This window comes from Streptomyces sp. NPDC005393 (assembly GCF_040606675.1).
GTDB lineage: Bacteria > Actinomycetota > Actinomycetes > Streptomycetales > Streptomycetaceae > Streptomyces.
In genome coordinates, this window is sequence record NZ_JBEXFG010000001.1 from 281,658 (window position 1) to 296,350 (window position 14,693).

Consider the following 14,693-nt stretch of genomic DNA (forward strand, 5'->3'; position numbering starts at 1 on the left):
GCGTCTTCCGGAAGGGTGGAAGGCCAAGGCGAAGAGTGTGACCGATGAGTTGTTGGGGGCCAATGGTGCGACGGCGCGGAAGAAGATTATCGACGATAACGAGGAACTCTGGCGCAGTATCAAGGGAGTCTTGGCAGCCGTTGGACATCAGAAGTGCTGGTATTGCGAGACGGCTGATATCAGGTCGGACAACGCGGTTGATCATTTCAGGCCGAAGGGAAGAATTTCCGGGGAGAGTAAGGAGGGGTACTGGTGGTTGGCCTTCGATGTACGTAATTACAGATTTGCCTGTACTTTCTGTAATAGCCGGCGCCACGGAGAGGGTGGGACCACCGGAGGTAAGGCCGACTTTTTCCCCTTGGCTGACGGCTCGCGCAGGGCGGACAGTTATTTAATTCCAATATCGGTCGAGATTCCGATGCTTCTCGATCCTTGCGATCAGTTCGACATCACCGCTATATGGTTCGATGAGACGGGCCAAGTGAAGGTGAATCCTGACGCAGAAGCCCTGGAGGATAATGTATCCGATCGGGTAGCTGTGTCGCGTAATCTGTATCATCTAGATCACGTAAGGCTCATTGAAGCGCGGAAGCGTATTTTCCTAGAGGTGCTTCAGATGTGTGATCAGGCAGATGAGGCGCTTGTGAGCTATAAAGCGACTCAAGATGTCATGGCGCGAAGCGTCTTCCATGAGTCAATTAATGCTCTTAGGCGGATGAAGAAGGAAGACGCGCCCTACTCGGCGGTGGCTAAGTGTGCTGTCAGGGGCTATCGCGTTAGTAGTCCCTCAGCGAAACTCATTGCTGAAGCTTCATAGGCGCAGCGGGTTTGGCCGGTGGCCTGCCCGGTCTGGGGTCGAGCATGATCAGGGGGCCGTACGCTAGTTGGCAACTCGGGCAGGCTTTGGACCTGCCCGCAATGTGCACGAGTGGCCCCCTGGTCTTGCTCGACGCGGGACCCTGACTGGGGAGGTGGCTAAAGCCGTGGAGCCGACCGCCCCAGCCGCGACGCATCCCTTCGCTGGCATTGGGTGGCTGACTGCTCTGAGCTTGGCTCGGTTGGCGGGCCAAGCGCGGTGAGCGGAGCGAGCCGCCTTGATGACGTAGAGAAAGTCTGAGCCAACTCGGCTCGTGCTACAGCCGGAACGACAGTTCTAGCTCGTCGCCTGGGAGGTGGAACTCCTCAAGGGCGAGGGGCTTGTCCGACTCGGTGAGGGTCACGCGGATGACGTGGAGCATCGGGACCCCGTCGGCGAGTCGTAGCGCTTGAGCCTGATCGGGTAGAGGCATGCGGGTGCGGATGTATTCCGTGAAGTGGAGTTCGTAGCCCAGGTCGGCCAGCGCTGTGTAGAGCTCTGGCGCCGGCGGCGGAGCTTCCTCCTCGTACTTGGTGTCGATGAGCACCGAGAACGGGACGTATGTCCTGTGGAGTTGGCGAAGGCGGCCATGGTCCGCAGTCTGCAACGCGTCGTACGTGAACATGGGCTCGCCCGGCGGGATGCGGAGTAGGTCCGCCAGGGCCAGTGGAGCGTCGGTGCGGGTAGCTACCGGCGGCTCCGCATCTGTCCAGCGGATGCCGTCCGCTTCGACGTAGCGGCCATCTGTGGTTCGGCGTACGCCGCGCGGGCGCGTGTGGCTGGGGCGGCTGTGGGGGGAGCGAGCGAAGGTGCCGCGGCCCATGATGGCTTCGACGAGACCTGATGCCCGGAGTTCGCTAAGGCCCTGGCGGACTGTGGGGCGCGTCACGCCGAACTGCTTCGCCAACGCCTCTTCGGAAGGCAGTGGTTGGCCGGCAGCGAAGGTGCCGTCCAGGATGCCTTCGCGCAGGTAGTCGGCGATCTGCCGGTACTTCGGCTGCGTGTTCTTCGGCGGCATGCGTGCCCTCCACGGCCGTGGTCACTGCTTCTTCCGTCCGTGGGTGGAACGTAACCGCCCGCGGACGGACCTAGCTTCTCCCACGCGAAGGCGGTTGACAACCCGTACTACGGGTGGCCAACCTTGTCCGTGCACCCGTACTACGGGTGGACTAGCAACCCGGAGGAATGGCCTCCGGGTGCCTGAGATGAGGAGATTTGAAAAGTGGCAACCCTTCCGATCGACACCGCGAAGTACACGGGGATCATCTGCGCCGTGCCCCCGGCCCCGCGGGTCGCCAACCGTGAGACCGGTCAGCTTCGCGTTGACCGCGACACGGGCAAGACCGTGTACCAGGTCGGCCTCTGCCTGATGGCGGGTGCGTCGGCCGACGTCGTGAACGTGAGCGTGGCCGGTGAGCCGGCCGGTGTGCAGCTCGGCATGCCGGTGGCCGTGCGGGACCTGGTCGCCACGCCGTGGGAGAACGAAGGGCGGCACGGGATCGCGTTCCGCGCGGCGGAGATCCGGCCCCTGAGCGCTCCCGCCACCCCGGCAGGTAAGGGGGCCAGTCAGTGATGAAGCCGGCCTCCGCCGCTTCGGCCGGTGAGACCTGGCCGAGCTGGGTTCTGGTGGTGGCCGCAGTGCTGGTGTCGGGTCTGCTTCTGGCAGGCCCGGCCCTGCGCCGCCGCTGTCCCGTCGCCTGGTGGCTGTTATGCGGCTTCCCGGCCGCGGCCTTCCGGGCCGTGCAGACCTGGCGGCCCTTGATGGCTGGCTGCGGGCTCGCCGTGAGTCGTCGGCTGGCGCTGACCGTGGTGTCCGGGCTCGTCGGCAAAGGGGCGCCTCCGCCGCAGCCGCGGGTGCCCCGGATGGGGCTCATACGCCCGACCTCCGGCGGCTTCGCGCTCCTCGTGCGGTTGTTGCCGGGGCAGGTGCCGGAGCACTTCGTCAAAGCTGCGCCCGCCATGGCGGAGAACTGGCAGGTGCACGCGGTGCGGGTGACCTCCTGGAAGCCGGGGATCGTGCGCATCGTCGCCTCGGCGACCGACCCATTGGCCGATCCTCGGGTGCCGAAGCAGCGAGGGCCCGGCCATCTGCTCCGGGTGACCGTGGGCGCCTTGGAGACCGGGGCCGCGTGGGTGGTCGACCTGCGGCGCGTGCCTCACTGGCTGATCGTCGGCGCCACCCGCTCCGGCAAGTCGACCCTGATCAACGCACTCGTGGCGGGTCTCGCCCCGCAATCCGTCGCCCTGGTCGGGATCGACTGCAAGGGCGGCATGGAACTGTCTCTCTACGAGCCGCGGTTGTCCGCCCTTGCGACGAGCCGAGAGCAAGCCGTCCGGCTGCTGGCCGCTCTCGTCGACCTGACCCTCGACCGGATGGCCCTCTGCCGGGCGGCCCGCGTCCGGAACATCTGGGGTCTGCCTGACAAGGAACGCCCGGTCCCCGTCGTCGTCATCGTCGACGAAATCGCGGAGCTCTTCCTCGTGGCGAGCCGGAGCGAGAAGGACGTAGCACATGCGGCCGGTACGGCGCTGATCCGGCTGGCCCAGCTCGGGGCGGCGCTGGGTGTCTTCCTCGTTGTGGCCGGACAGCGCGTCGGTTCCGACCTCGGACCCGGTGTCACGGCTCTGCGGGCGCAGTTGGGCGGCCGGGTGTGTCACCGCGTGGCCGACCCCGGTACGGCGGAGATGGCGCTCGGCGACCTCAACCCCGACGCGCTGAAGGCGGCGCAGGCCATCGCCCCTGAGCAGGCCGGTACGGCCGTCCTCGCCTCCGGCGACGGCTGGGAACGCGCCCGGTCCCATCTGATCACGGAAGCGGAGGCGGAAGTTGTCGCCGCGGAGTACGCGCACCTGACTCCCGTTCTGTCCGAGCTCCGCGTCGAAGCGCTGTGAGAGGGGGACTGCCGTGCTGGTGTCCATGTCGGCCGTTCTGCTGCTCGGCCTGCTGATCTGGTTCCTCCTGCGCATTCGGTACCTCAGGTGGGCCGACGCGCTGCTCTGCGGAGCCTTCGGCTTTCTGCTCGCCCGGACCGTGGCCGCACCGTTCGTTCAAGCCTTCCTCGACGGCGTGAACGGCTTCCTCGGCCAACTCCGCTTCTGAAACGCCTCACCACCGACCCGACAAGGGGACTTCCTGTGTCCGACTACGTCATCCGCTCCGGTGACCGCGCCGCCTTCCTGGCCGGTCTGCGGGAGCTGGTCGACTTCTTGACCGCCAATCCCGCCGTCGTCGTACCGCGTCACGCGTCCGTCGTCGTCCTGGTCGACGCCTCCGACTCGACCGCTCGCCGCGACGGTGTGGAGTCCGTCGCCGCTCCGCTCGGCGTGCCGGCGGAGGACATCGGCCGGGGCTACTTCGACGCACGCCGTGACTTCGGCCCGATCTCGTACAGCGTTGTCGGGATCCCTCCCGAGGAACGGCAGTGATCGCCCGTACGAAGGGCTCCCGACGGGGCGCGAAGTCGCCAAACCCGACCCCGTCAGGAACCCACTCCATCCGCCATATGAGCAGTGAAAGGAGCACCCACACTTTGTCCACCGCGCATCATTCGCGCAAATCCCCGTCGCTCGCCTGCGACCTCAGGCAGCACGACGCGCAGGTCCCGACCTGCGCCGGACGGGAACAGATCGTCCTCGTCGAACTCGACGGAACCGAACAGTGGCTGTGTCCCGCGCACGCGGCGGCCGTCTGGCTCACGGACCCGACGCTCCGCTTCAGCGCCAAGACTCGGCCGGAAGGGATCTCGGCCGTGATGGGGCAGGCGTTTGGCAACGGGGGTGGTCGCCGATGACTACCCACCTTCCGCAGAGCGTCGCCGCTCTTGTCACCAGGGCGTCGGAGCCGGAGTTCGCGGCTTGGCGCCGGAGCATCGTCCGCCTCGGTGGCTGTACCAACCCGATTCACCTGGTCGGTGCGGCCACCGTCTACGACACGACGACCGGCGCCGCCCTGCTCTCCTACGGCTCGGACATCTACGGCGGTCGCCTGCTCACTGCGTGCGGCAACCGGCGGGCGACGGTCTGCCCGGCGTGCTCGGCCTTGTACCGGGCGGACACGTACCAACTCGTCCGTGCCGGCCTCGTCGGCGGCAAGAACGTCCCGGAGGCGGTGAGCGGTCACCCGCGGGTGTTCGCCACGCTCACCGCCCCCGGGTTCGGCCCGGTTCACACCCGCCGTGAACGTGATGGACGCGTGCCGCCCTGTCGGCCTCGTCGGGCAGGGGACCGCTGCCCGCACGGGACTCCGGTCGGATGCCGGGAGCGGCATTCGGCGGACGACCCTCGTCTCGGCGAACCTCTCTGCCCACGCTGCTACGACTACGCGGGGGCTGTCCTCTGGCACGCGTTCGCCGGTCGGCTCTGGCACCGCTTCGGGCTGGAGTTGCGGCGGGAGGTTGCGCGCCGAGCCGGACTGCCCCGTACCGAGTTCGGGGAAGTCGCCCGACTCTCGTACGCGAAAGTCGCCGAGTACCAACAGCGGGGCCTGGTCCACTTCCATGCCGTGATCCGCCTCGACGGGCCGGATGGACCCGACTCGCATCCGCCCTGCTGGGCAACCGTGCCGCTCCTGGTCGACACCGTACGGGCGGTGGTCGGACGCGTGGGGCTGAACGCCCCCGGCGTGGGCGTCATCGGCCCGCGGGCACTGCGCTTCGGCGCCCAGGTCGACGTACGTCCGGTCACCTCGTACCGGCGGGACGCGGGGGAGAGGCCTGCTTCCCCGGCCTCCGTGGCGGGCTACATCGCCAAGTACGCCACCAAGGGTGCGGAGTCCGCCGGCGCGGTGGACGGTCGCATTCATCATGCGCGGGACATGGTCATGTTGCCGGTGCGCGCTCATGTGCTGCGGATGATCAGTACGTGCTGGTGGCTCGGCGGACTACCGGAGTTCCAGCCGCTCGGGCTGCGTCGCTGGGCCCACATGCTCGGGTATGGCGGCCACTTCTCCACCAAGTCGCGCCGGTACTCGACCACGCTGACCGCGCTCCGGCGGGCGCGTGTCGAACATCGCGCGGAGCAGCAGCGGGCTTCTCTCGGTCTGGCCGACTACCCCACGGTCACGGTCGGCGAGTGGCGGTATGCGGGGCGCGGCTACTCGCCGGAAGCGGCTCTCCTGGCTGCCTCGGTACGGGAGGGCGGTGGTCTCCATGGCGCGTGACAGCCGCACGAAGCCGGCCGAACTGCTCACGGTCCGGCAGGTGCTCGACGAACTCGGCGGCATCTCTCGGCGGACCTTCTACCGCTGGCGGGAACTGCGGCTCGCTCCGGCCTGCATCCGGCTGCCGAACGGGGAGCTGAGGGTCCGTCGTGACGTGCTCGACGAGTGGTTGGAGGAGCGGGCGGAGGGGGCGGCGTCGTGAAGTCGTACAAGGTCGTCGTCTGGAAGCTCAGCGTCAACCGCTCGGCGAAGAAGCCGACCCATCTCGTCCGCTGGTCGGTGGACGGCCAGCCGTTCCACGAGTCCTACAAGACCAAGGCACTGGCCGACCGCTTCAGGTCTCAGCTCTTGAGGGCGGCGGACAAGGGCGAACCGTTCGACACCGTGACCGGCCTGCCCGATTCGCTGCGCGGCGGTAAAGCTGCCCTGTCGTTCCTGGACCTGGCGGTGAAGTACGTGGATGCCCGGTGGGCGGAAGCGTCGGCCAAGCAACGGGACAGCATGACGGACGCACTGGCGACGGTCGTTCCCATCCTGGTCAAGCCGGGACGGGGGCGGCCTGGGCCGGAGGTACTGCGGCGGGCCCTGCGTTCGTACGTCCTGCCGGTTCCTCGTCGAGAGCGGGAACGGCCGGAGGAGATTGCCACGGCGGTGAAGTGGGTCGAGAAGGCGTCGCTGCCGGTGGCCGAACTTCAGGAGATCACCCGGGTGCATGACCTGATCGATGCGCTGGGCCGTAGGTTGGACGGCAAGCCTGCGGCGACCCAGACGTACCGGCGGCGACGCGCCGTGGTCTTCAACGTCCTCGAATACGCGGTGGAACTGGAACTTCTCCCGTCCAACCCACTGAGCCGAGTACGGCGTAAGCGGGGCAAGCGGGCCCTGCAGGAAGTTGACCGCCGGGTGGTGGTCAACCCTCGGCAGGCTCGGGAGCTACTGACCGCACTCACGTATGTGGGCGGCTATGACCGGGCGAGCGGCCGGCGACTGCGGGCGTTCTTCGGGTCCCTGTACTACGCGGCGATGCGGCCGGGGGAGGCCCTGGGCCTTCGCCGCTCCGACTGCACGCTTCCAGAGTCGGGCTGGGGTCGAATCGAGTTGGCGGAGACCCGGCCCACTGCTGGGAAGTCGTGGACGGACTCCGGGGAGGCGCACGATCGGCGCGGTCTGAAGCAACGGGCCCATGGTGAGGTACGCATCGTGCCGATTCCGCCCCCGCTGGTGCGGCTGCTCCGCGAGCATCTGGCGGATTTCGGTATGGCGAAAGACGGCCGATTGTTCGCCAGCGAGCGGGGCAACGTGATCGCTGCCTCGTCGTACTCGCGGGCGTGGAAGCAAGCTCGCGAACTCGCGCTCGTCCCTGATCAGGTGTCGTCGGTTCTGGCCTTCCGCCCTTACGACCTTCGGCATGCGGGAGTCTCCCAGTGGCTCAACTCGGGCGTTCCGGCGCCAGAGGTCGCCGCTCGGGCAGGCCACTCGGTGGACGTCCTTCTGAAGATCTACGCGAAGTGCATCGACGGCCAGGAACAGGAGATGAACGACCGGATCATGCAGGGACTCGGGGAGGACACGGCGGACTGACGCAAGGACCTGATCACATACGGAGCCCTGGACTGACTTGAGTGGTCCGGGGCTTCGGCCTGCTGTCAGGCGTGTAGCCTCCTGGCCGATACGGCCGGAGAACGATCCCGCCAGGTCCGATTGAGGAGACGCCATGGCCCCCGAACACATGAGCACGTCTGCATCAACCCGCGTTGGTCTGAAGGACGGTACCTATGCCGTCCTTACGCTCGCGGACGTCGCTGTTGCTGCCCTGCATACGTCCGAAGACGAGAAGTACGACGTGCTCGCGGTGGTCGGCGGGAAGAACGTCCCCGCACTCGTGCTCGTGCGGAACGCGCTGAAGGGACAGGACCCGGCGAACACGAATGCCGCCGAGATGGCTCTGCATGATCTCGGGTTCAGCATTCTGGTGCGGCGCCGGTTCGACAACGCGACCGGTGAGCCTGTGCGGCTGACCCGTGAGCAGATCAACAACTCTTCGATCTGACCTCGAACGACGTCTTCGACGAGATCGACTGCATGTCGGAGCCCCGGGTCGTGAGTGGTCCGGGGCTCCGGCCTGTCCACAGGTGGTCCACAGGGCTACGCTCAGGGCCTCGCAAAAGATGCTCTGACCTGGCACGACGTCATCAAGATCATTACGTCGCCATTACGTGATCACTGGCAAATTGCTGCTTCCGGCGGCATCTGCCTGCACATACGACAAGACCCCGCACTCAGCAAACTCGCTGGTGGCGGGGTCTTTAGGCACTTCACGCGAAGTGCCCCCGGCAGGATTCGAACCTGCGCACACGGCTCCGGAGGCCGTTGCTCTATCCCCTGAGCTACGGGGGCGTTGTCGCTGCTGATTGCGGCGACGGGTAGAACCCTACCAGCTCGATCCGGGTGGCCATGAACGCTTATCGGGAGCCCGCGGGCGGGGAGGGGGAGGTGGGAGCGGAGGGGTATATACCGCATGTGGAGGTGGCGGCGCAGGGGTCTGGGGGAAAGGTCCCCCGCACGTGGCGGAAGTGGGCAAAACCCGGACGCGGCCGGGGCCGCCCGCCTACTCTTCAGGATGTGCCTGGCTTGTCCGGCCGGGTCCTTGTCGTCGACGACAACAAGGTCATCCGGCAGCTGATCAGGGTCAACCTCGAGCTGGAGGGCTTCGAGGTCGTGACCGCGGCCGATGGTGCCGAGTGCCTGGAGATCGTTCACCAGGTGCGGCCCGATGTGATCACTCTCGATGTCGTGATGCCCAGACTGGATGGGCTGCATACGGCATCCCGATTGCGTGCTGACGCTCGTACGTGTCATGTGCCCGTCGCGATCATCAGTGGGTGTACGCAGTACGAGGTGGACAGCGCGAAGGCTCTGGGAGTCGATGCCTTCCTGGCGAAACCCTTCGAGCCCGCCGAGCTGGTGAAGCTCGTACGGCGGCTGATGAGGCGAGGGGCTGCTGGGGCGGCGGCGCCCGGTGATGCCGAGCCGGTTGTGGGGCCCACCGGCTAGCGGGTGGCCCTGTTGGCCGGTGGGGCCCATATCCGGTGCGATCACCATCCGGCGCGATCACGTCCGATGCGGTCACCGTTCGGCGCGATCACTTTCGGTGCGTGCGTGGGCGGTGGGCCGCGTCCCGGTGGGGTCGCATCTGGCAGAGGTGTCCTGTCGCCTTTCATGGGGCGTCCCGTGGCGCCGCGTCGCCGTCCGCCGGGCCGGGTGCCTCCTGGGAAACGGTTGATGTGGTGCTTGCGCCAGATCAACCGTTTTTTGGAGGGGTACCCCAGGCGCGGCCGGAAGCGTGGGTGTTCCGGGGCCGCGTCCGGCCGGGGCGTCCCGTGGGGCCGTGCCCGGCGGGGGTGTCCCGCGCGGGGCCGCACTCGGCAGACGCATCCCCCGGCCCGCATGCCATCGGCCGCGGCCGGTGCGGTCGGGTCAGAGGCGATGCGCGTCCGAAGGGCGAAACCGGTTCGCGGAGTCACCCCCCTCCTCCCATACGCTTGTCCCGTGACTCCCGCCCAGCTCTCCCGCACTGTGCTGCACACCGTGCGTCGCGCCGTTGAGGACGACGAGCTGAGTGTCGCCGTGCCGGAGCGGGTCACGGTGCGGACGCCGCCGCGGCCTGGGTGTGGGGATTACGCGACCAATGTGGCGTTGCGGCTGGCCCAGGGGCAGGGGGGGGACAACGGGGCGGCGCTGCGCATCGCGGAGATATTGCGGAGGCGGCTCGTCCGTACGCCTGGGATCGCCCGCGTCGACATCGCCGCGCCCGGGTTTTTGAACATCACCCTCGACGCCACCTCCCATGCCCAGCTCGTGCGGACCGTCCGCTCCCAGGGCGGGGACTACGGCCGCGGGGACGGGCTTGCGGGGGTGCGGGTTCGGGTGGCCGAGTCCGATGAGGTTCGGGGGGCGCTCGTCGCGCATGTTGTTCGGGGGCTTGTCCGCGCGTGTGGGGGAGAGGTTCTGGAAGGGGATGTGCCGGTCGTGCGCGGTGCCGGGGTTTCCGCCGCAGCCCTCCTCACCCGCCTCGGGTCCGATGCCGCCCGCTGGGCGCTGCTCCGGCCCGCCGGCCATGACCTCCCCGATCTCGACCCCGCCCACCTCCTCTCCCAGCGTGAGGCCAATCCCCTCTTCCGGGTGCGGTACGCCCATGCCCGCGCCCGGGCCCTGCTGAGGAACGCGAGCGATCTTGGGATGGAGGCCGACCCGGGGTCCTATGACCACCCCGCCGAGAGCGCCCTGCTCGCCCTTCTCGCCGACTTCCCCCGGACGATCGAAGCCGCCGCCCGCCACCGCGCCCCAGACCGCGTCGCCCGCCACCTCGAAGCCACCGCCGACGCCTTCTTCCGCTTCCACGACGCGTGTCCGCCCCTCCCGCGCGGCGAGCGGAAACCCTTGGCCGTTCACCGCTCCCGGCTGGCCCTCGCCGAGGCCGCCGGCACGGTGCTCGCCAATGGCCTTCACCTGCTCGGCATCAGCGCCCCCGATCATCTGTAAGACGTGTGAGAGAGACAGCATGAGCCGTTCCGCCCACCCCGCCGGACCCCGCCACGCCGATGTCCTTCCCGAGGGGCACTATGCCGCGCCGCCCGCGGATCTCAATCAGCTCGACCCACGGGTCTGGTCCTGCACGGTCACCCGGGACGCCGAGGGCGTCGCCGTCGTCGGCGAGATCCCCGTCACGCGGCTCGCCGAGGAGTTCGGGACCCCTGGCTACTTCCTCGACGAGGAGGACTTCCGGGCCCGCTGCCGCGCCTGGCGCGAGGCGTTCGGGGAGGACGCCGATGTGTTCTACGCCGGCAAGGCCTTCCTCTCCCGCGCCGTCGTGCGCTGGCTGCACGAGGAGGGGCTCAACCTCGACGTCTGCTCCGGCGGGGAGCTGGCCACGGCCCTCGCCGCCGGGATGCCCGCCGAGCGCATCGCGCTGCACGGGAACAACAAGTCGGCGGAGGAGATCGAGCGGGCCGTCCAGGCCGGGGTCGGGCGGATCGTGCTCGACTCGTTCCAGGAGATCGTGCGGGTCGCGCACATCGCCCAGCGGCTCGGCAGGCGCCAGCGGGTGCAGATCCGGGTGACCGTCGGCGTCGAGGCGCATACGCATGAGTTCATCGCGACCGCGCACGAGGACCAGAAGTTCGGGATTCCGCTCGCGGGCGGGCTGGCCGCCGAGGCCGTCCGCAGGGCCCTCAAGCTCGAGGGGCTGGAGCTCATCGGCATCCATTCGCACATCGGCTCGCAGATCTTCGACACGTCCGGTTTCGAGGTGGCCGCCCACCGCGTCGTCGGGCTGCTGAAGGAGATCCGCGACGAGCACGGGGTGGAGCTGCCCGAGATCGACCTCGGCGGTGGCCTCGGCATCGCGTACACCTCGGACGACGACCCCAGCGAGCCGCGGGACATCGCGAAGGCGCTGCGGGAGATCGTCACCCGTGAGTGCGCGGGCGCCGGGCTCTCCGTGCCGCGGCTGTCGGTCGAGCCGGGTCGGGCGATCGTGGGGCCGACCGCGTTCACGCTGTACGAGGTGGGGACGGTCAAGGAGCTGCCGGGGCTGCGGACGTACGTCAGCGTCGATGGCGGGATGTCCGACAACATCCGCACCGCGCTCTACGACGCGGAGTACTCGGTGGCGCTGGTCTCCCGCTCCTCCACCGCCGAGCCGATGCTCTCCCGCGTCGTCGGCAAGCACTGCGAGTCCGGCGACATCGTCGTGCGGGACGCCTTTCTGCCCGCTGACCTGGCGCCCGGCGATCTGATCGCCGTGCCCGCCACCGGCGCGTACTGCCGCTCGATGGCGAGCAATTACAACCACGCGCTCCGTCCGCCCGTCGTCGCCGTACGGGACGGACAGGCGCGCGAGATCGTCCGGCGCGAGACGGAGGAAGATCTCCTGCGGCTCGATGTCGGCTAGCGAGAAATAAATCTCGGATACTGGACCTGGGATAGGAAATTCCGTCCAGTGCATGAGACTGGTGCACCACCAAGATGGATGAGAAGCGAGGTCGGATGATGCGTACGCGTCCGCTGAAAGTGGCGCTGCTGGGCTGTGGAGTGGTGGGCTCAGAGGTGGCGCGCATCATGACGACGCACGCGGACGATCTCACGGCGCGCATCGGGGCCCCGGTCGAGCTGGCCGGGATCGCCGTGCGGCGGCCGGGGCGGGTCCGCGAGGGGGTGCCGGCCGAGCTGGTGACCACCGACGCGATGGCCCTGGTCAAACGCGGGGACATCGATGTGGTGGTCGAGGTCATCGGCGGGATCGAGCCCGCCCGCACCCTCATCACCACCGCCTTCGAGCACGGCGCCAGCGTGGTGTCCGCGAACAAGGCGCTGGTCGCCCAGGAGGGCGCGGCCCTGCACGCCGGCGCCCAGGAGCGCGGCGCGGACCTGTACTACGAGGCCGCGGTCGCGGGTGCGATCCCGCTGGTGCGGCCGCTGCGCGAATCGCTCGCGGGCGACAAGGTCAACCGCGTTCTCGGCATCGTCAACGGCACCACCAACTTCATCCTCGACCGGATGGACGGAAGCGGGGCCGGCTACAGCGAGGCGCTCGACGAGGCCACGGCCCTCGGATACGCCGAGGCCGACCCGACCGCCGATGTCGAGGGCTTCGACGCCGCCGCCAAGGCGGCGATCCTCGCCGGGATCGCCTTCCACACCCGGGTCACCCTCGACGATGTGCACCGTGAGGGCATCACCGAGGTGACCGCAGCCGATATCGCCTCCGCCAAGCGCATGGGCTGCACCGTCAAGCTGCTCGCGATCTGTGAGCGGGCCGCCGACGGCCGGTCCGTCACCGCGCGGGTGCATCCGGCGATGATCCCGCTGACCCACCCCCTCGCGTCCGTGCGCGAGGCGTACAACGCGGTCTTCGTGGAGGCCGACGCCGCCGGTCAGCTGATGTTCTACGGGCCGGGGGCCGGCGGCTCGCCGACCGCATCGGCCGTCCTCGGCGATCTCGTCGCCGCATGCCGCAACAAGCTGGCGGGCGCCACCGGACCGGGGGAGTCCGCCTACAGCCGGCTTCCGGTGAGCCCCATGGGCGACGTGATCACGCGATACCACATCAGTCTGGACGTCGCCGACAAGCCGGGAGTTCTCGCGCAGGTCGCGACAGTCTTCGCCGAGCATGGGGTGTCCATCGATACGGTCCGCCAGCAGGGCAAGGACGGCGAGGCGTCCCTCGTCGTCGTGACCCATCGCGCGAGCGACGCCGCGCTGTCGGCGACCGTCGAGGCGCTCCGTAGGCTCGACACCGTCCGCGACGTCGCCAGCATCATGCGGGTCGAGGGCGAGTAGGCCCGGTGGAGAGCGGGTGGAGCGACGTGCCCAGCGGGCGTACCGCGCATCAGCGGGGCCGGGAGTAGCAGGGGAGTAAAGGAAATCATGAACGCAATCGCCGACGCCGGGCCCCGAATGTCCGGCACCCGCCAGTGGCAAGGCTGGCAGGGCATCATCGAGGAGTACCGCGACCGCCTCCCGGTCAGCGAGACGACCCCCGTCGTCACTCTGCGCGAGGGCGGCACTCCGCTGGTCCCCGCCCAGGTGCTCTCCGAGCGCACGGGCTGCGAGGTCCACCTCAAGGTCGAGGGTGCCAACCCCACCGGGTCCTTCAAGGACCGGGGCATGACGATGGCCATCAGCGCGGCCAAGGAGGCCGGCGCCAAGGCCGTCATCTGCGCCTCCACCGGAAACACCTCGGCCTCGGCGGCGGCCTACGCCGTACGGGCCGGGATGGTCTGCGCGGTGCTGGTCCCGCAGGGCAAGATCGCGCTGGGCAAGATGGGCCAGGCCCTCGTCCACGGCGCGAAGATCCTTCAGGTCGACGGCAACTTCGACGACTGTCTGACGCTGGCGCGCGGGCTCTCCGAGAGGTACCCGGTGGCGCTGGTCAATTCGGTCAATCCGGCCCGTATCGAGGGGCAGAAGACCGCGGCCTTCGAGATCGTCGACATGCTCGGCGACGCCCCCGACATCCATGTGCTGCCGGTCGGCAACGCGGGGAACATCACCGCCTACTGGAGGGGCTACCGGGAGTACGCGGCGCCTTTCGCGGGCGATGCGGCGCGCGCCTCCCGTACGCCCCGGATGTGGGGGTTCCAGGCGTCCGGCGCGGCCCCGATCGTGCGCGGTGAGCCGGTCAAGGAGCCGAGCACCATCGCGACGGCGATCCGCATCGGCAACCCCGCTTCCTGGGCGTTCGCCGAGCAGGCGCGGGACGAGTCGGGCGGCCTCATCGACGAGGTGACCGACCGTCAGATCCTCGCCGCCTACCGGCTGCTCGCCTCCCAGGAGGGGGTCTTCGTGGAGCCGGCCTCCGCGGCGAGCGTGGCGGGTCTGCTGAAGGCCGCCGAGCAGGGTCTGGTCGACCCGGGCCAGCGCATCGTGTGCACGGTGACCGGAAACGGGCTCAAGGACCCGGACTGGGCGGTGGCGGGCGCGCCGCAGCCGGTCGTCGTCCCGGTGGACGCAGACGCGGCGGCCGTGCGGCTCGGCCTGGTCTGACGGCGTCAGCGGGCCGGGGTCCACCGGATCCCGGCCCGCCGGAGTCCCGCGGAGGCCGCGGCAGGGCCCCTCCCGAGTGATCCTGTCTAAAGATCCACTCAAGTGGTGGCAGAGAAGCACGGGATCGACGAG

The 14,693-nt window shown here is 68.8% G+C and carries 15 protein-coding genes, 1 tRNA gene and 1 pseudogene; 15 read left to right on the forward strand and 2 right to left on the reverse strand.

The window, feature by feature from the left end:
• Positions 1-37: 37 nt before the first annotated feature.
• Positions 38-817, forward strand: coding sequence for a hypothetical protein (locus ABZS71_RS01395; RefSeq protein WP_356206546.1), 780 nt, complete (start codon positions 38-40; stop codon positions 815-817).
• A 316-nt stretch (positions 818-1,133) separates the two neighbouring features.
• Here the strand turns inward: ABZS71_RS01395 and ABZS71_RS01400 are convergent, their stop codons facing one another.
• The gene (locus tag ABZS71_RS01400; protein ID WP_356206548.1) at positions 1,134-1,874 is read right to left on the reverse strand and encodes a GntR family transcriptional regulator; all 741 of its coding nucleotides are present in this window, start codon (positions 1,872-1,874) and stop codon (positions 1,134-1,136) included.
• 204 nt (positions 1,875-2,078) lie between these two features.
• On the opposite strand from ABZS71_RS01400, the gene ABZS71_RS01405 reads away from it, so the two are divergent.
• From ABZS71_RS01405 to ABZS71_RS01445, 9 genes are all read left to right on the forward strand, one after another.
• Positions 2,079-2,429, forward strand: a complete 351-nt coding sequence (locus tag ABZS71_RS01405; protein ID WP_356206551.1) for a hypothetical protein — start codon at positions 2,079-2,081, stop codon at positions 2,427-2,429.
• Positions 2,429-3,748 (forward strand): FtsK/SpoIIIE domain-containing protein, encoded by a 1,320-nt coding sequence (locus tag ABZS71_RS01410; protein WP_356206553.1) that lies wholly within the window; start codon positions 2,429-2,431, stop codon positions 3,746-3,748. Before ABZS71_RS01405 ends, ABZS71_RS01410 begins: the two co-directional genes overlap by 1 nt.
• A 13-nt stretch (positions 3,749-3,761) precedes the next feature.
• On the forward strand, positions 3,762-3,956 hold the full coding sequence (locus tag ABZS71_RS01415) for a hypothetical protein (protein ID WP_356206555.1): 195 nt from the start codon (positions 3,762-3,764) through the stop codon (positions 3,954-3,956).
• Positions 3,957-3,991: 35 nt separating this feature from the next.
• Complete coding sequence (locus ABZS71_RS01420; RefSeq protein ID WP_356206557.1) at positions 3,992-4,282, forward strand: hypothetical protein; 291 nt, start codon at positions 3,992-3,994, stop codon at positions 4,280-4,282.
• Positions 4,283-4,386: 104 nt separating this feature from the next.
• Positions 4,387-4,647, forward strand: a complete 261-nt coding sequence (locus tag ABZS71_RS01425; RefSeq protein ID WP_356206559.1) for a hypothetical protein — start codon at positions 4,387-4,389, stop codon at positions 4,645-4,647.
• Positions 4,644-6,014 (forward strand): replication initiator, encoded by a 1,371-nt coding sequence (locus ABZS71_RS01430; protein ID WP_356206562.1) that lies wholly within the window; start codon positions 4,644-4,646, stop codon positions 6,012-6,014. Before ABZS71_RS01425 ends, ABZS71_RS01430 begins: the two co-directional genes overlap by 4 nt.
• On the forward strand, positions 6,004-6,216 hold the full coding sequence (locus ABZS71_RS01435) for a helix-turn-helix domain-containing protein (RefSeq protein ID WP_356206565.1): 213 nt from the start codon (positions 6,004-6,006) through the stop codon (positions 6,214-6,216). Before ABZS71_RS01430 ends, ABZS71_RS01435 begins: the two co-directional genes overlap by 11 nt.
• Positions 6,213-7,595, forward strand: a complete 1,383-nt coding sequence (locus ABZS71_RS01440) for a site-specific integrase (protein ID WP_356206567.1) — start codon at positions 6,213-6,215, stop codon at positions 7,593-7,595. Before ABZS71_RS01435 ends, ABZS71_RS01440 begins: the two co-directional genes overlap by 4 nt.
• A 133-nt stretch (positions 7,596-7,728) precedes the next feature.
• Positions 7,729-8,064, forward strand: a complete 336-nt coding sequence (locus ABZS71_RS01445; RefSeq protein ID WP_356206569.1) for a hypothetical protein — start codon at positions 7,729-7,731, stop codon at positions 8,062-8,064.
• A gap of 275 nt (positions 8,065-8,339) precedes the next feature.
• Here the strand turns inward: ABZS71_RS01445 and ABZS71_RS01450 are convergent.
• A tRNA-Arg gene (locus ABZS71_RS01450) sits at positions 8,340-8,411 on the reverse strand.
• Between the two features lie 176 nt (positions 8,412-8,587).
• Between ABZS71_RS01450 and ABZS71_RS01455 the strand changes: the two are divergent.
• The 5 genes and pseudogenes from ABZS71_RS01455 to thrC all read left to right on the forward strand — a co-directional run bounded on the left by ABZS71_RS01455 (position 8,588) and on the right by thrC (position 14,561).
• Positions 8,588-9,068: pseudogene (locus ABZS71_RS01455) on the forward strand (response regulator).
• Between the two features lie 495 nt (positions 9,069-9,563).
• Positions 9,564-10,556 (forward strand): ArgS-related anticodon-binding protein NrtL, encoded by a 993-nt coding sequence (gene nrtL / locus ABZS71_RS01460; RefSeq protein ID WP_356206571.1) that lies wholly within the window; start codon positions 9,564-9,566, stop codon positions 10,554-10,556.
• A gap of 19 nt (positions 10,557-10,575) precedes the next feature.
• Positions 10,576-11,967: a diaminopimelate decarboxylase gene (lysA, locus tag ABZS71_RS01465; protein ID WP_356206574.1), complete on the forward strand. Its 1,392-nt coding sequence runs from the start codon at positions 10,576-10,578 to the stop codon at positions 11,965-11,967.
• Positions 11,968-12,062: 95 nt separating this feature from the next.
• On the forward strand, positions 12,063-13,355 hold the full coding sequence (locus tag ABZS71_RS01470) for a homoserine dehydrogenase (RefSeq protein ID WP_356206576.1): 1,293 nt from the start codon (positions 12,063-12,065) through the stop codon (positions 13,353-13,355).
• An 87-nt stretch (positions 13,356-13,442) separates the two neighbouring features.
• Complete coding sequence (gene thrC / locus ABZS71_RS01475; protein ID WP_356206578.1) at positions 13,443-14,561, forward strand: threonine synthase; 1,119 nt, start codon at positions 13,443-13,445, stop codon at positions 14,559-14,561.
• Positions 14,562-14,693: the final 132 nt, after the last annotated feature.